Source organism: Streptomyces sp. Ag109_O5-1 (assembly GCF_003814875.1).
Taxonomy (GTDB): Bacteria; Actinomycetota; Actinomycetes; order Streptomycetales; family Streptomycetaceae; genus Streptomyces; species Streptomyces sasae.
Map to the genome: position 1 here is coordinate 5,928,724 of NZ_RKQF01000001.1, position 15,520 is coordinate 5,944,243.

The 15,520-nt window shown below is 69.5% G+C and carries 12 protein-coding genes, 1 tRNA gene and 5 pseudogenes; 10 read left to right on the forward strand and 8 right to left on the reverse strand.

The features are described from left to right. The first annotated feature begins 45 nt into the window (after positions 1–45). Entirely contained in the window at positions 46–954 is a 909-nt protein-coding gene (locus EDD90_RS26695; RefSeq protein WP_123975543.1) for a LysR family transcriptional regulator, read from the forward strand. Between the two features lie 95 nt (positions 955–1,049). Here the strand turns inward: EDD90_RS26695 and EDD90_RS26700 are convergent. Continuing rightward, a pseudogene (locus tag EDD90_RS26700) lies at positions 1,050–1,488 on the reverse strand (ATP-binding cassette domain-containing protein); the annotation flags it as partial. Positions 1,489–1,606: 118 nt separating this feature from the next. On the opposite strand from EDD90_RS26700, the gene EDD90_RS26705 reads away from it, so the two are divergent. Further along, positions 1,607–1,921 carry a hypothetical protein gene (locus EDD90_RS26705; RefSeq protein ID WP_123975544.1) on the forward strand — a complete coding sequence of 105 codons (315 nt, stop codon included), beginning with the start codon at positions 1,607–1,609 and terminating at the stop codon, positions 1,919–1,921. 244 nt (positions 1,922–2,165) lie between these two features. Here EDD90_RS26705 and EDD90_RS26710 read toward each other — a convergent pair whose 3' ends face one another. From EDD90_RS26710 to EDD90_RS26720, 3 genes are all read right to left on the reverse strand, one after another. Then, on the reverse strand, positions 2,166–3,056 hold the full coding sequence (locus EDD90_RS26710) for a glycoside hydrolase family protein (protein WP_221305130.1): 891 nt from the start codon (positions 3,054–3,056) through the stop codon (positions 2,166–2,168). 402 nt (positions 3,057–3,458) lie between these two features. Continuing rightward, positions 3,459–4,670: a DMT family transporter gene (locus tag EDD90_RS26715; RefSeq protein ID WP_221305131.1), complete on the reverse strand. Its 1,212-nt coding sequence runs from the start codon at positions 4,668–4,670 to the stop codon at positions 3,459–3,461. Between the two features lie 326 nt (positions 4,671–4,996). Further along, a complete protein-coding gene (locus tag EDD90_RS26720) occupies positions 4,997–5,422 on the reverse strand; it encodes an organic hydroperoxide resistance protein (RefSeq protein WP_123975545.1) in 426 nt (141 codons plus the stop codon). Between the two features lie 301 nt (positions 5,423–5,723). Between EDD90_RS26720 and EDD90_RS26725 the strand changes: the two genes are divergently transcribed. Beyond that, positions 5,724–6,659 carry a helix-turn-helix transcriptional regulator gene (locus EDD90_RS26725; RefSeq protein ID WP_123975546.1) on the forward strand — a complete coding sequence of 312 codons (936 nt, stop codon included), beginning with the start codon at positions 5,724–5,726 and terminating at the stop codon, positions 6,657–6,659. 253 nt (positions 6,660–6,912) lie between these two features. On the opposite strand, the gene EDD90_RS26730 is transcribed toward EDD90_RS26725, so the two are convergent. Further along, a complete protein-coding gene (locus EDD90_RS26730) occupies positions 6,913–7,818 on the reverse strand; it encodes a helix-turn-helix domain-containing protein (RefSeq protein ID WP_123975547.1) in 906 nt (301 codons plus the stop codon). Between the two features lie 113 nt (positions 7,819–7,931). Next, a complete protein-coding gene (locus tag EDD90_RS26735) occupies positions 7,932–8,441 on the reverse strand; it encodes an SRPBCC family protein (protein ID WP_123975548.1) in 510 nt (169 codons plus the stop codon). A gap of 275 nt (positions 8,442–8,716) precedes the next feature. Here EDD90_RS26735 and EDD90_RS56410 point away from each other — a divergent pair. Together EDD90_RS56410 and EDD90_RS59090 are read left to right on the forward strand one after the other, a co-directional pair. Continuing rightward, a pseudogene (locus EDD90_RS56410) lies at positions 8,717–9,667 on the forward strand (hypothetical protein); the annotation flags it as partial. A gap of 17 nt (positions 9,668–9,684) precedes the next feature. Beyond that, positions 9,685–9,744: pseudogene (locus EDD90_RS59090) on the forward strand (hypothetical protein); the annotation flags it as partial. Positions 9,745–10,088: 344 nt separating this feature from the next. On the opposite strand, the gene EDD90_RS26745 reads toward EDD90_RS59090, so the two are convergent. Further along, positions 10,089–10,916, reverse strand: a complete 828-nt coding sequence (locus tag EDD90_RS26745) for a ZIP family metal transporter (RefSeq protein ID WP_123975549.1) — start codon at positions 10,914–10,916, stop codon at positions 10,089–10,091. Positions 10,917–11,409: 493 nt separating this feature from the next. On the opposite strand from EDD90_RS26745, the gene EDD90_RS26750 reads away from it, so the two are divergent. The 5 genes and pseudogenes from EDD90_RS26750 (at position 11,410) to EDD90_RS26765 (ending at position 15,136) form a co-directional block, all read left to right on the forward strand. Beyond that, entirely contained in the window at positions 11,410–11,541 is a 132-nt protein-coding gene (locus tag EDD90_RS26750) for a ferredoxin reductase (RefSeq protein ID WP_260328081.1), read from the forward strand. After that, positions 11,538–12,908 (forward strand): annotated as a pseudogene (locus EDD90_RS55635) (NAD(P)/FAD-dependent oxidoreductase); the annotation flags it as partial. The gene EDD90_RS26750 and the pseudogene EDD90_RS55635, both read left to right, overlap by 4 nt. Positions 12,909–13,040: 132 nt before the next feature. Further along, complete coding sequence (locus EDD90_RS57590; protein WP_398928606.1) at positions 13,041–14,168, forward strand: cytochrome P450; 1,128 nt, start codon at positions 13,041–13,043, stop codon at positions 14,166–14,168. A gap of 39 nt (positions 14,169–14,207) precedes the next feature. Beyond that, a pseudogene (locus EDD90_RS57595) lies at positions 14,208–14,360 on the forward strand (flavoprotein); the annotation flags it as partial. Positions 14,361–14,608: 248 nt separating this feature from the next. After that, the gene (locus tag EDD90_RS26765; protein WP_123975551.1) at positions 14,609–15,136 is read left to right on the forward strand and encodes a hypothetical protein; all 528 of its coding nucleotides are present in this window, start codon (positions 14,609–14,611) and stop codon (positions 15,134–15,136) included. Positions 15,137–15,340: 204 nt separating this feature from the next. Here the strand turns inward: EDD90_RS26765 and EDD90_RS26770 are convergent. Next, positions 15,341–15,414, reverse strand: a tRNA-Gly gene (locus EDD90_RS26770). Positions 15,415–15,520 lie beyond the last annotated feature (106 nt).

Genomic DNA, 15,520 nt, shown 5'->3' on the forward strand with positions numbered 1-15,520 from the left:
CTTTCATGGAAGACATGCGGTTTTGGAATGTGTCAGGATGACGGCATGGCCGACTTCACCCTCACCGGTCTCCGCGTCGTCCAGGCAGTGGTCGACACCGGATCGTTCACCGCTGCGGCCGACGCACTCGGATACACGCAGTCGGCGGTGTCACGTCAGGTGGCGGCGATGGAAGCCGCCGCGGGCGCAGCGCTGTTCGTCCGGGGCGCCCGCGGGGTCGCTCCTTCCCCCGCGGGCATGATGCTCGCCCGCCGAGCCGCGACGGCCCTCAACGAGATCGACGCCGTCAGCACAGACCTCGCCGGACTGCAGGACCACGTCACCGGACGAGTCGCCATCGCGGCGTTCCCCTCGGCCGCCGCCGTGCTCGTCCCCAGGACTTTGGCCCGCCTGGGAAACGACCACCCGGGTCTGATCGTCGAGTTCGGCGAGGCGTCCTCGCCCACGCAGCTTCGCCAGCTCCGCGCTCACCGCATCGACATCGCGGTGATCGGCGTGGGACCGGACCTGCCCGCCTACGATTTCGAGGGACTGCGCCGCGACCTGCTCCTCGACGGCGGCCTTCTGCTCGCCGTCCCTGCCGACCACCGGTTCGCCGGCCGCGGAACCATCCCGGTGACCGAGCTGAGGGACGAACCCTGGATCGTCGGCAAGGGCCTGCGTGACGATCCCCAGTTCGGCGCCTGGCCGACCCTCGACCATCCGCGGATCGCCTACGCCGCCCGCGAATGGCCCACTCGCTTCGGCCTTGTCGCCACCGGTCTCGGCATCGCCGTACTCCCCGAAGTGGCGGCCGCCGCGATCCCCGCCGGCGTCCGCACGGTCCGCGTCGACGACCCTGCCTGGCTCGGCCGAGCCGTCGTCGCCGTCACGGTCCGCGACCGCTCTCCCGAAGTGACGGCCACCGTGGGGGCACTGCGCCACGAGGCGGCACAGCTTCGTGCGGCGCCATGACGTTCACTCCTCATGGGAGTGAGCGGTCTTGTGCCGCAGGTGTCTGTCCAGGGTGGCAAACATGTCCGTGCTGTAGTACGGGTCCTGTCGGTACATTGCCCGTAAAGCCGAGGCTCCTTGACCTCCAGGCCCAGCGGCGCGAACCACCGACGCGCGCGGCGCTCCGCGTAGCGGCGCGAGGTACCGCCGAGCGTCAGCGGGAGCGCCACGTTCTCCACCGCCGGCGGTTCGGGCAGCAACTGCCCGAACTGGAAGACGAAGCCGAAGCGGGTACGGCGCAGCTCGCTGCGGTCCGGCTCGCGCAACTGGTCGATGCGCTCGCCGTTCAGCAGCACCTGGCCGCTGTCCGGGCGCTCGATGTTCGCCAGGCAGTGCAGCAAGGTCGACTTGCCGGACCCGGAGGGGCCCATCACGGCCAGCGACTCGCCCGTTCGCACGGCGATGTCCACGCCGTCGAGTGCGGGTGGACCCGAAGGACTTGGACAGTCCGATGCCGCTCAACACGTGCGGCTGAGAGGAGGTGTTGTTGGCCATGTGCCCCAACATCCGTTCTGCGGCTGCCCTTCACCTCGGCCGGCCGGCCGGTTCGGAGCCACCGCGTCGTCCTTTTGGCCGAGGCTGCACGGCGGGGACGCCGCCTACGCTGCGGGATGTGCGAGACGCGAGAGACACAGACGATCACACCCGGGATTCCCCGCTGCCCCACCGCACCGCCCTCACCGCACTGGGGGTGGTCATGGCGCTCTTGTGGGTGGTCTACGTGTCCGGCGTCGCGGCCGACGCCGGACTCGAAGGCGGCAGCGCATGGTGGGGGCTGGACCCGGGCCTCGCGGCGGCCCTCGCGCTGCTGCTGCCCGACAGACATCTCGCGTCGGCCTGGGACGCGGGCGCCGCGGTGCTCCACTGGACGGTGACACTGGCCCTCTTCACGTCCGTGAAGCCGTGGAAGTCCGGGTGGACACCATGAGGCCCCCAGTCGCCGCCAGCGGCATGGGGGCCTCCGCGCGTTCCCGCCCGGTACGGGATGTGCAGCTCCCGGCCCGCAGCATGGCCACGCTGACCTGGGTAGGCCGTGTAGACGGCGACCTGGGTTCGGACATCCGGGTCAGCCGGCGGTCTTGAGGTGCCGGCAGGTCACATCCGATGCCCCGTCATATGCCGCTGACGCCAACTCCACCTGCGATGTCCGGGCTGCTTCGGTTCGATGCGGCTCAGCGTCCCGCTGCCGCGTAGGCCGATCCGATCTCGTTCGGTGTGCCGCCGGGCTGGTACAGGCCCGTCGCTCCGGACTGGGTCGCCGGGAGTGTGAACCAGGCGTAGCGCTGGACGTACGGCAGGCTCTGCAGCATCGTGGTGGAGGCCGTGACGAAGGCGGCCTGCTGCTGGGTGGTCGGGTACGCCGGGCCGGGGCCGTAGTTGTGCAAAGCGTACTCGGTGAGCCAGATGGGCAGTTGGTAGCGCAGATGGATGGCCTGCAGGTAATTCTGCAGCTGGTTGACCGCGTCAGGGGTGGTGAAGTCCCCGCCGTACCAGTGGACGGAGATGAAGTCCACCCGGTAGCCGAGGCTGCGTGCGCCCTGCATGAACTGGTCCAGCCAACTGCCGGAGATGTCGGCGTTCTTGGCGACGGCCGGGCTGCCCAGGGCAAGCCCGGTGGCCATCAGCCTCGGCCACAGGCTGAGGGCCTCCTGCGGCGACATGTTGGATTGGCCCGCCTGGTCGGGTTCGTTGAAACCGAGCAGGCTGCTGCTGCCCTGGCTCTTGGCCTCGTCGAGGGAGCCGTCGAAGACTGCCGAGGATCCCGAGATCATCGGGACGAAATCCACGCCGCACGGGCTGGTGATACTGGGGTGGTCGGCACCCCAGTTGTAGTACCAGGAGACACCGGAATCCGCGAGCGCCGGGGTGACCCCGTCGAAGCTCCAGGTGGAGACCCCCTTCTTGGCCACCGTAGTCGGACAGGCCGATGGTGACGGGGAGTTGAGGGCCGACGCGTGCGAGGCGCCGGTGGAGGCGACCAGGCCGACGAAGGAGAGGGCCACTGTGGCCAGGCAGGCGGTCAGCCCCCGGCCAAGTCGGCGACAAGCATGCAGAGCAGGCAAAACGAACTCCCTTGTTCACTGATGGGGCTCACCAAGCCGCGTCCGAATCATCTGCGGTGGACGGGACACGGGGTAGACGTGGGCAGGCAGACCCGTTGGCGAAGCCTGCCGAATGCTGGGACTGACAATCTGCGGCGAAACAGCCTTCCCTTGATGGTTCTGCTTCGGCGATCACTCTGAAGGGCATGCCAGAGTCCGATCAAGTCCCCGTTCGTTCTGTGAAGTTGAGCGGGACGGGGGGCTTCGCCCGGTCACCGCGCTGGACGACAGCCCGCGTCGCCTCGGCGACGACCACGTCGATCTCTACTATCCACGGGGGGCGGTTGGGCACCAGCGGGACTCCCTGTGATCCGGTCCTGAAGCGCAGCGCGACCTTCAGGCCAAGGCTCCGCGGTGGGCGGTCTACCGCCGCCGACCGTGGTCCGCCACTGCCTCAGCGGGACGGTCGAGGTTCGTCTCCTCTTCCCCCATGCGCGGCATGCGCAAGATCAGGGTGTCGAACGCCCCTGCACCGTGGTAGGTGGTGAGGGTGACCGTCGGGCTCTCGTCCCCTGCGTACCTTGCCCAGTCCACTCTGGGGTCCTGTCTGGCGAAATCCGGGAACGTCGGGTGCCGCGGTGCGGGCGGAGGCTGGGGTGGGCCGGGGGCGTAGGCCGGGTACGGCGGTATTCCTGCACTGAGGTGTCTGCCCTGCTGGGCCGTGGCTTGTTCCGCGACGCCGCTCGTGACCACGATCGTGACGCCTACGATGATCAACAGGAGTCCGGGCACGGCCGCGGGCTGGATGCCCTGCCCCATGAACCACCACGCGGCGAGCGCCGCCACGGGGGTCTCCAGCAGGAGCAGGACGCTCATCGTCGTCGCCGATGTCCTGCCGAGGGCGAAGTTCAGTGAGCCGAGTCCCAGGATCTGGGGAAGGATGAGCAGCCCGAGCAGCGACAGTTGCGTGGATCTGTCGAAGCCCGTCAGCGGGATGTGGGCCAGCCGGCAGACGGCAAGGAGTTCCACACCGCAGACCAACGAGGTGAACGTCGAATACAGCGGTGTGCTCACATCCGCGCGCGACCGTTCGCTCAGCGCGGTGTACCCGGCCTGGGCGATGGCCCCGACGAGGGCAAGCAGGTCCCCTAGCAGTGCTGTACCGCCGGACCTGATGTCGAGACCGCCCGCAGCGGCCGCTCCGAGCACGGCGAGCGCGAGACCCGCCCAGGTCCGGCGGGGCGTCCGGACGCCCTGGCCCGCGGCGATGAGTGCCTGCCAGACGGGCTGGGTGGCGACGAGTGCCGTGGACATGGCGACCGAGGTCAGTCGGGTGCTCGACATGAAGGCCGCGAAGTGGAGGGCGAGTGCCGTGGCCGCGAGGAAGCCGAAGACCAGCGGCCGCCACTGCTCCCGGCGCAGGATGCCGCGCTCGCCCCGAGCGACGCGCACCACCTCGCGACGGCGCAGTAACAGCAGGAGAGGCCCGAGCACGGCGAAGCCCAGGCAGTTGCGCCAGAAGGCCATGGCGAGCGGCGAGGCGGAGGCGGCGGCGGTGAGCGGGGCGGTGGCCGAGACGGAGACCACGGTGACCGCCATCGCCGCCATGGACAGCGGATCGAGCCTGGACTTCACGCGTTCGTACCGCCGTCCGCGGTATGTCCGATATTGGTCACTGGGCACGCGGTTTCTGGGAAGTGGGGGCGCCGGTTCAGGACTTCGCCGGCGGAAGTGAGACTGTTCGGCGCCGACGTGTCCTCGTCGATCAGGCAGGCTGCAGGCGCCAGGAGCACAGCAAGGAGTGTGAAGCCGGGGTTGCCGGGCGGCCCGGCGGGGAGAGTCCCACCGGCCGAACAGCCCCCCGGGTGTCGTGGCCCACGGGCATGGTGGGCACGGCTGCCGCCACCACGCGGTGGCGACAGCCGCTGAGTCTCTTCGGGGCATCAGCCGCCCGAAGTCCCCTACTGGACCGTGGCCGTGAGGGTCACCTCGATGTTCCCCCGGGTGGCGTTGGAGTACGGGCACACTTCATGAGTGGCCTTCATCAACTGGTCGGCGGTGGACTGCTCCAGGCCCGGCAGGTGCGCGGTCAGCGACACGGCCAGGGTGAAACCGCCGGCCTCCCGTGCCAGCAGACTCACCTTCGACTGCACGGTCGAGGCCGACAGTTCGACCCCCTGCCCGCGCGCGATCAGGCGCAGTCCGTTGTGGAAGCAGGCGGCGTATCCGGCGGCGAAGAGCTGCTCCGGGTTGGTCCTGTCGCCGCCGGGGCCGCCCATCTCCTTCGGGACCGCCAGGACTTCGTCCAGGACGCCGTCGAGGGACCGGACTTCGCCATTGCGACCGTCACCGGTCGACAGGGCCTCGGTGGTGTACAGCGCAGACATGTTGTTTCCCTTTCGTGAGACGCGGTCCGGCCGGTACGCCGGACATCGCGTCCGGGACGCGGTGGGCGGGGATGCCGTGGCCAAGTGAGTCGGGCCGAGCCGAAGCCGGGACCGCATGGACGGCGAAACCGCCGTACCGGGGTTCCGGGCCGGTGACGCCGGTCGTCCACCCCCGCCCGTGTTCCGTTGCGGGGCGGACCTGCGTCCTGCTCGTGGCTCCGAGTGTGCTGGCGCTGGCTGCTCGCAGCCTGCCCCTGCCAGGGGCAGGCTGCCTGGCGTCCCGGTGATCGATACTCGGTGTATGGACAAGAAGCCGCGGTTGGGGGAGTTCCTCAAGACCCGCCGGTCGCAGTTGCAGCCGGCGGACGTGGGACTCCCGGATTTCGGAGAACGCCGTCGCGTGCCGGGTCTGCGCCGCGACGAGCTGGCACAGCTCGCCGGGGTGGGACTGTCCTACTACACGCGGCTGGAGCAGGGGCTCTCGCTCAACGCCTCACCGGAGGTGCTGGACGCGCTGGCTCGTGCCCTCGGGCTGGACGAGGTGGAGCGGGCCCATCTGCACGACCTGGCCCGCGCCTCGCGCCGCACCGGTACCCGGCGCAGGCCCGCGCCGGAGCGGGCGGGCGACACGACCCAGCAGTTGCTCGGCGCGTTCGGCGACGCACCCGCGGTCGTGCTCGGGCGCCGCAGCGACGTACTGGCCTGGAACCGCACGGGACACGCCCTGTTCGCCGGGCATCTGGACCCGCACATCCCCGATCAGCCCGACCGGCGCCCGAATACGGCACGGCTGGTCTTCCTGGACGCACACACCCGGGACCTCTACGACGTGGACTGGCCGAAGAAGGCCAGGGACGTGGTAGGAAAGCTGCGGCTCGCCGTCGGGCAGCATCCGGACGATCCTCGGCTGGCCGCGCTGATCGGTGAACTGGCCATGAAGAGCGCGGAGTTCAGCACGATGTGGTCCGAACACCGGGTCAGGAAGTGGGACCTTGCGACGTACCGCATGCACCATCCGCTCGTAGGCCGCATGCAGCTCAACCTCCAGACCCTGAACGTCCCGCAGGAGGAGGGCCAGCGCATAGTCGTGGCGACCGCCGACGCCGGCACCACGTCAGCGGCAGCGCTGTGCCTCCTCGCCCAGGCCGGTGTTCCGACTGCCCTTCCGGCCGCGGGGCAGGCGGGACGCACCGAGACTCCGGGATCCCCACGGGACGGGGCGGACAGCCGGAGCTAGGCGCCTCTTGCGGAAGCGATGACCGCGCCGCGCCATCCAACGAGACCACCAGCACGCGCTTGGTAGCGGTCCTGGCCAGGTGCGTCCACGAGATGTCCGCCGACCGCTCGGACTGCCCGTCAGCGTTTACGACGGCTTGACTATGCCGTGCAGGGCCAGGTGGATCGCACGTTCGGCGGCGGCACGCGCCTCAGCCCTCGTGGTACCGGCATGGACTTCGCCGGTGAAAAGGGGAGGGGGTGCCGGGAGCCCGCTACTCGGGCAGCGGCACCGCGCGGGATTCCTCGATGGCCGGCTCGGAGCGGTCCGGGCTGGTGGCCGCGGTGTGGACCAGGAGTGTCATCGCGGCCCGCGATGGCGAGCCGGCCTCGGTGGTCGCGATGACGACGTGCTGGTCCTGTTCGGTACGCAGGGCCTGCTGGGTGACGGTCATGGCGCCGACCAGCGGGTGACGCATCTGGTAGAGCGCCGTGTCGCCGGCCTTGACCCGGTGGTCGGCCCACAGGCCCGCGAACTCGGCGCTGTTCACTGACAGCTCTCCGACCAGCGCGGCCAGCGCCGGGTCGTTCGGGAACCGACCGGAGGCCAGGCGCAGCGTCCCGACCACGGCCCGGGCCTTGGCCTGCCAGTCCTCGTACAGTTCGCGGGTGTGCCCGTCCAGGAATACCAGGCGGGCCATGTTCGGCCGCTGCCAGGGGCGGTTGGGGCCGCCCGTGTCCAAATGTCCGGCGAACAGCGCGTGCCCGGCGCGGTTCCACGCCAGGACATCGCTGTACCGGCCGAGCACGAGGGCCGGGACGTCCGCCAGGGTGTCCAGCAGCTGCCGCACCGCCGGGCCTGCCTTCTCCGGTGCCGGTCGGCGTCCGGTCGGCTGTGTCTTCGCGCCGTCGGCCAGGGCGTGCAGGTGCCGGCGCTCGGCGTCGTTCAGGCGCAGGGCCTGGGCGATCGCGCCCAGGACCTGCGGGGAGGCGTTGGACGACAGGCCCTGTTCCAGCCGGGAGTAGTACGAGGCGCTGACCCCGGCCAGCAGTGCGAGTTCCTCGCGCCGCAGCCCCGGGACCCGGCGCTGATCGCCGAACACCCGCAGGCCGATGTCTTCCGGTCGCAGCTGTGCACGGCGGGTCTGCAGGAACTCGCCGAGCTGTCGTCGTCTGTCCATGGCCCCAAGCATGGGCAGCCGTCGGGCAGCCGACCACTCCCTGCCAGTGTCAGGCACCGCCGCCTGGTCGGTTCCTCGTGGACGCGCCGGCGGCGGAGTGGCCGGCCCGGTGTTCATGGCTGGTGTTCTTCGGCGATCCACTGGGCGAGGGAGAGCAGGGTGATGTCGACGCTGTCGGCCATGAAGTCGCGCAGGCGGTCCAGGTCGGCGCGGTCGGTGCCGAGTACCGGGTCGAGGCGCAGCAGTCGCCAGGACTGCTCGACGACGGTTCCGCGCCCCGCTGGGTGGAAGGTCCAGCTCCAGTGCACGATGCCGTCGGCGGCGCCGCCGACCACGAACGCGAACGCGGCGCCGGGGACGGCCGTCACGATCTGGGACCGGGTGGTCCATTGCTTGTCGTCACGGTGGTTTGTGCCGCTGAACCAGGCGCCGGTCTCGGGTCCGGCGCCGGGGTCGAAGGCGACGTCGCTTGCCGTCGGGCTCCACCGGCCGATCGCGGAGACGTTGCTGACCAGGCCGTAGACCCGGTCGGGTGCGGCATCGACCCACACCCGGCGGGTGAAGGCGAACTCTGACGCGTCCAGGACTTCGAAGGGGTCGGATTCTCTGACGCTGGTGCTCAAAGGGTCCTCCTGGGGGCAGTGCTGTGTTGCGGATCGCCGGTGCGGCGACGTCCATTCCAGCGCCGGCCTCACCGGGCGGCCAGCCCCCGCGGCGCGTATCCCCGCCAGGGAGTGGTTGCGCCTTCCACCCCGACCGAATACTCGGAGCAGTCCCTGCGGGGGACGGCCCGGTAGCGGCCGCTGCCTGCCGTGGCCCCTGGCGTCCGGGGCGGGACCCATCCATTTCCTGTGCGTCGGCATCGGGCCGCCGCATGCCCGGAACCTGTGAAGGAACTATGTTCACCAAGCTCTCCAAGATCGCCGTGTCGGTCGCCGCTGTGGCCACGGGCCTGGTCGCGACCATCGGCGCGACCCAGGCGTCGTCCGCGTCCGCCCCGCTGGGCCACCCGCGGACCGCCGTGCACTTCAACCTGGCCGCGGGCCAGACGCCTGAGAACATCGCCCTGGCCCGCCACGGCAACCAGTACGTCACCTTCGCCAAGGCCCGCCAGGTCGCCGAGGTCACCCGCGGCGGCGCCGTCCGGATCCTTGCCACCATGCCCCTGCCGGCCGACGGCGGCGTGCACACCCCGGCGCTGGGCTTCCCGCTGACCGTGGGCATCACCCGGGACCACGACGGGACCCTGTACTTCCTGTACGCCACCGGCACCACCGACCTCACCGGCGTGTGGCGCATGCACCCCGGCGGCCGGCCCGAGCGGATCGCCGCGATGCCCGCGAACAGCCTGCCCAACGGCCTGGCGCTGGACGCTCGCACCCACACCCTCTACATCACCGACTCCGAGGGCGCCGTCTGGAGCGTGCCCGCCACCGGCGGCACCGCCACCGCTTGGTCCACCGACCCCGCACTGGCCCCGGCCGGATTCCTCGGCGCCAACGGCCTGAAGGTCCACAACGGCGCGATCTGGGCCACCAACCTGGACAAGGGCACCATCGCGCGCATCCCGATCCTCCCCGACGGGACCGCCGGCCCGGCCCAGATCACCGCCACCGGCCTGACCGGCATCGACGACTTCGCCTTCACCGGCCACGGCGACCAGATCCTGGCCGCCCTCGACACCGTCGACCAGGTCGCCCTCGTTCAGCCCGATGGCACCCACACCACCGTCCTGACCGCCGCCGACGGGCTGCAGGGCCCGACCTCCATCGCCCTGCGCGGCGACACCGCCTACATCATGAGCGCCGCCTACCTCACCGGAAAGGACCCGAACGAGATCACCGTGAGATCCGCGACATCCTGGCGATCCGCGACGGCGGCCGGCCACCCTGCGGCCACGTCACCGAGCTCCTCGACGGGCACCTTGCCGACGTCGAGCAGCGGATCGCCGACCTGGAGGCAACCCGCGGCATGCTGCACGAGCTGACCCGCACCGCCTCCGCAACCGACCCCGCCACCTGCACCGAGGGCGACATCTGCCGCATCCTCAGCGCCGGTTGAGACCAGGCTCCGCGGCGCCCACGAGTTCCTCCGCTGAAACGCCCACATCGTCCGCAAGCTGCTCCAACGGCATTGGCAGCAGTCCTTGCACGCGGACCTCCACATCCCGAAGCAACTCGGGCGGGGGCGCCGCCACGCCCAGCAAGACACCACCGGTAAGGCACAAGCCGATGCTCCCGTGTTCACCGGGCTCGGCCGAACTTCGCGCCTCAGGCGCCTGCGGCCGTGACGATCGCGTCGGTGGCGAAGCCGAGCAGGAGGCCGAGGAGGATGCACCAGGTGGTGAGCGTCTTGAGGCCGGTCTTGCGGGCGACGGCCAGCAGCTCGATGACGACGTAGAGGATGGAGCCCGCGGCAAGGCCGAGGAAGGCAATCGAGAGCGTGTCGTTGACCAGATGCTGGCCGACGAGGGTGCCCAGGAAGGTGGGACCGCCGCCGATCAGGCCGAGCAACAGCAGGCTGACCCAGGACGGGCGTTCGCCCTCGGCGGCCAGCGGAGCGACGATGCCGAAGCCCTCGGTGGCGTTGTGCAGGCCGAAGCCGATGATCAGCAGCAGGGCGAGGGAGAGTTCCCCCTGAGCGGCGGAGTTGCCGATGGCGAGGCCCTCGGCGAAGTTGTGCAGGCCGATGCCGGTGGCGATCATCAGCGCGAGCGATGCCGCTTGACTGCGAGGCTTCGGCGCCGGCTCGGCGGAGGCGGCGGCACCGGGACCTGCGGGCCGGGCGGCGGCTTCGCGGCGGCGGGCGATCCAGCCGTCGTAGTGAACCAGCCCGGCGAGTCCGATGGTCAGACCCGCCACCAGGGTGGAGCCCCCCGACGCCACGGTTCCCCAGACGTGCTTGCCCAGGGCCTCGTCGATGGGCTCCCAGGCGTGGGTCAGTACGTCCCAGACGAGGAAGATCAGGATGCCGATGGCGACGGCGTTGAGGCCGGCCTTGAGCCGCGGGGTGGGTGTGCGGAGGCGCCCGAGAGGGAGGCCGAGGTAGATGGTGAAGCCTGCGATGGCTCCGAGCAGGGCGATGTTGCCGCTGGACATGGGGACTCCGGTCTGACGTGCACAGGAAGCGCCCAGAACTTAAGACAGGCAAGCCTTACCTAACAAGCCATGTAGGTCGACTTGGGTGAACCTTGATGAGGTCATTACATGTTCCTGCCCGTGGCGGGATGCAATCCCATCGAGCGTCGCGTTCGTACCACTTCACGCTCTTACATCGGTTGCGGCAGGTCACGCAGCCAGAACGCGGCGCAATGCGCTACATGGTTTCCTCGCAACCGCAATCCGAAAGAGTGCCGCTTACGTAACCTAGATGCAGCCCCGACCAGGGTTACGTCCCTGGGCAGGCGCCGATCACCTTGGCCGCGATGATCAATATCGTGCCCCGGAGTAGCGCCGGCTTGAGGGTCTGCAGCTTCCGCTCTCTGCGGAGGCCGAGATGAAAGTTGTCGTTGAACTTTCCCAACGTGAGCGGTAGGTGCAGTACGGATGCCTGGCTCCGGAGACGTTCCGGATGCACGGTGAGGAAGCGCTCATGTACGACCCGAATCCCAGGAACGCTCGACACGACCAGGTTCTGCGTGCCGCGGCGACCTGCCTGGTCCAGGCGATCCTGGTCGACCGGCTGGAGTCGCAGCACGCAACGGCGGAGGCATCGCCGCCATGACCAATGCCGACAACCTGCGCGCGTTCAGGCGCGAGGGTCGCATCGTGATCGTCGGGGCGTCACTGGCGGGACTGCGGGCGGCGGAGTTCCTGCGCGACGAGGGTTTCACCGGGTCGCTGACGATGATCGGTGACGAGCGGGGCGAGCCCTACGACCGGCCTCCCCTGTCCAAGCAGGTACTGACGGGGTGGGTGCCCGCCAGCGGCACCATGCTGCCGCGACGCCGTGAGATCGATGCGGAGTGGCTGCTGGGTGTGCCCGCCAGCGGGCTGGACCTCGCGACGAACCATGTGCGGCTGGCCGATGGACGGGCGGTTCCCTTCGACCGGGTGCTGATCTCCACCGGGGTACGGGCCCGGCCCTGGTTCGTCGAGTCTGAAGGAACCCTGGACGGGGTGTTCGTAGTACGTACGCGCCAGCATGCCGAGAGCCTGCAGCAAGCCCTCGCCGCCGGGCCTTCCCGCGTTCTGGTCATCGGCGCGGGGTTCACCGGCTCCGAGATCGCCTCCGTCTGCCGTGAGCGGGACATTCCGGTGACCGTCGCCGAACTCGGGGCGGCTCCGCTGGTCGGGGCGCTGGGCGCCGTGATCGGTGAGGTCGCGGCGGACCTGCAACGCGCGCACGGCGTCGACCTGCGGTGCGATGTCAAGGTCACCCGTCTTGAGGGCGACGCGCAGGGCCGGTTTCGCCGTGCTCACTTCGACGACGGCAACAGCATCAACGCCGACGTGGCGGTGGTGGCACTCGGGAGCATCCGCAACACCGAGTGGCTGCGGGAGTCGGGACTGGCGGCAGGCGGGTGGGGCATCACCTGCGACACGGGCTGCCGCGCCCTCGACATCCATGGCCGCGTCACCGACGACGTCTTCGCCGCGGGCGACGTGGCACGTTGCCCCAACCCGGTCTACGGGTACCGGCTCATCTCGCTGGAGCACTGGGCCAACGCCGTGGAGCAGGCCGAGGTCGCCGCCCACAACATGGTCAACGGCCAGGCGGACCTCCGGCTCCACCTGTCCATCCCGGTGTTCTGGTCGATCCAGTTCGGCGTCAACATCAAGTCCGTCGGCGTGCCGACCTTCGCCGACGAGGTGGTCGTCACCCAAGGATCGCTGCACGACCACCGCTTCGTCACCGCATACGGCTATCGGGGCCGCGTCACGGCTGCCGTGAGCTTCGACAACGCCAAGTGGCTGAACCACTACCGGCGACTCATCGAGACGGCCGCACCCTTCCCGCCCCCCTGCCCCACGCCTGACCGGTCGGCCGACATGAAACCGGTGCGCGTCGACTTCCCCGACCCCACCGTGCTCGCCCAGGGTGCCACCGCGGTCGTCACAGGCTATGACCCGGGTGAGCACCGCGTCACGGCTGCGCACCAGCATCGGCGGGAGGAAGGCCGGATACCCCCGACCGGGCTGCCCGGCACGTTGCAGCGGATATACGACTACTCCTCCCGGGCCGACCCGTACCCGCTCTATGCGGAGCTGCGCCGGACACCGGTGGCCAGGCAGGAGGACGGCAGCTATGTCATCAGCACCTATCGCGCGATCACCGACGTACTGAATGACCCGCATCTGAGTTCCGACGTGCGCAATCTGTCGCGTCCGATGCCCTCCGGGGAGGGAGGGGTCCCATTGTCGTTCATCCATATGGACCCGCCCGAGCACGACCGCCTGCGGCGCATGGCCATGCGCCACTTCGGCCCTCCGCACACCCCGGGACTGGTGACCGGCCTGGAAGGCGACCTGACTGCCACCGTCGGCAGCGTGATCGACGGTTTCACGGGCAAGGAGCGGATCGACGTCGTCGACGATTTCGCCTCCCCGCTCCCGGTGACGGTGATCTGCCACCTGCTCGGCGTGCCACGCGAGGACGGACCGAGGTTCCACCTCTGGGTGAACGACATCATGAACTCGATCGACTACGACCCCAGGACCGACCCGAAGGAGAGGCTGGAGAAGGGGGTACAGGCCCGCAAGGACTTGCGCCAGTGCCTCGGTGAGCTGGTGCAGCGGCGCCACGGCCGGCCGGGCGACGGCCTGTTGAGCCGGCTGGCCAACGACGACGAGCCCGACGTCGACGGTCGGATGACCGACGCCGAAATCGTCGCCACCGCCAAACTGCTGCTGATCGCCGGACACGAGACCACCGTCAACCTCATCACCAACGGCATGCTGACGCTGCTGCGCCACCCACAGGTGCTGCGGCGACTGCGCGACGAACCGGACCTGGTCGTGCCGCTGGTCGAGGAACTGCTGCGCTACGAGCCCCCCGTGCAGATCATTCCCTGGCGCGCCGCGTACAGCGACATCACCGTCGGCGACACCGTCATCCCCAAGGGCTCGCGGATCACGCTCATGCTGGCCTCGGGCAGCCGCGATCCGGACCGCTTCCACGACCCCGACCGCTTCGACCCCGACCGGACCGACAACCAGCACCTCGGCTTCGGCAGCGGCATCCACGCGTGCTTCGGCGGACCGCTGGCCCGGCGGGAAACCCAGATCGCGCTGACCGAGCTGGCACGCCGCCTCGACCACCCCCGGCTGGTCACGGACCCCCCGCCGTACCGGCCCAGCCCCGTTCTTCGGGGGCCGATCCATCTGGAGATCGAGCAGGGTGACAGTTGACGCGGCAGCCGCGGGCAGTTGCAAGGTCGCGCCGCGCGCGCTGCCGCCTACCGGCAGAGCCTGCAACGGCTGCGTGAGATGGATGTCCTGATCGGCTCGTACGAGCCGCACAAGCCCAAGACAGGCGGAGGCGCCGACCGCTTCCAGTGGGAGGAAGCGCTGGAACTGTTGGTACCCGGGGTGAGCCAGAAGTTTCCTCGGCACGGCAGGCGGTCGGCGTCGCTCAGCGGCGAGGACGAAACTTGCCCGCCTGCGGTGGCCTTGTGGCACCACCCCGTGGCGGAGAGGTACCCCTGTCCGGGCAGGCGCTTTCCCTCAAGACATCCTCGGCCGGCCCGGCATGGTGGCCGAAAGGCGGCTCTTGCCAAGACTTGCGCGCATACCAGCACAAGACTGGCGGGCAGAGTCGTCCAATACACCAGCCGTTGGGGGGAAGATGCATGTCACCGGACTGGGCAACAACCATCACCACTGTGGGCGGGGTGGCCGCCGCCTTGATCGGCGTGGTGGCCGGCTCATTACTCACCAGCCGCAGCGAACGCACACATTGGGCACGTGACAAGCAGATCGCCGCCTGCTCTGCGATCGTCGCCGAGTCCACCCGGATCCAACTCGCGCTACGTCGCGCCTGGAAGCTCGGCGACCCCGTGGACTGGGTGCCTTGGAACGTGGCCTTGGGAACGATCTGGCTGGTCGGCAGTCCTGCAGTCGTCGATGCCGCAGCTCGGGTCGACGAAGTGTTCTGGGACTGCAGCGATCAGTTCATCCGGCAAGTCGCACCCGATGAACAGTCCTGGGGCGAGGCGCGCGACCGAATGGAAACCGCGCGGCTCCACTTCATCAACACCGCACGTCTTCATATCGATCCCCAGCGCTCACGGCTCACCCAGGTGCCTGTCAGCCGACCGCCCCAACCGCGTCTTGCAGGACCGGAACCAGAAGGGGCCGGGGCGCCCGACGCCGCATAAACCCCATCCACTTGGCGCGCGACGCGGGTCACAGAAAATGCGTCTCGGCATTCGAGATGATCCGCGGCTACAGCTACCGGAGTGGCGCTTCGGGACCCCTGAGGCGACCTCCGGGTGCCGACTTAGGGCGCACGAAGGGCACGGAACCCCCGAATTGGACTAGACAAAAAACAAACCCCAGGCCACCGACCTGGGGTTTCAATCTGGAGCGGGTGACGAGAATCGAACTCGCGCTCTCAGCTTGGGAAGCTGATGTTCTACCATTAAACTACACCCGCGTAAGACGCCGAGCTTGTCGGTGTCTGAATGCTCGCTCACTGTACCCCATCGCGGACCTCCGGCGCTCAGAGCCTGGGGTTCGTGTGCGTTTCAGGGGCCGACAGG

What these genes read in the sequence shown, in the direction of transcription:
- EDD90_RS26695 (WP_123975543.1), top strand. Translation starts at nt 46, where the DNA reads ATGGCCGACTTCACCCTCACCGGTCTCCGCGTCGTCCAGGCAGTGGTC.
- EDD90_RS26720 (WP_123975545.1), bottom strand. Translation starts at nt 5,422, where the DNA reads ATGTCTGCGCTGTACACCACCGAGGCCCTGTCGACCGGTGACGGTCGC.
- EDD90_RS26725 (WP_123975546.1), top strand. Translation starts at nt 5,724, where the DNA reads ATGGACAAGAAGCCGCGGTTGGGGGAGTTCCTCAAGACCCGCCGGTCG.
- EDD90_RS26730 (WP_123975547.1), bottom strand. Translation starts at nt 7,818, where the DNA reads ATGGACAGACGACGACAGCTCGGCGAGTTCCTGCAGACCCGCCGTGCA.
- EDD90_RS26745 (WP_123975549.1), bottom strand. Translation starts at nt 10,916, where the DNA reads ATGTCCAGCGGCAACATCGCCCTGCTCGGAGCCATCGCAGGCTTCACC.
- EDD90_RS26750 (WP_260328081.1), top strand. Translation starts at nt 11,410, where the DNA reads ATGTACGACCCGAATCCCAGGAACGCTCGACACGACCAGGTTCTGCGT.
- EDD90_RS26765 (WP_123975551.1), top strand. Translation starts at nt 14,609, where the DNA reads ATGTCACCGGACTGGGCAACAACCATCACCACTGTGGGCGGGGTGGCC.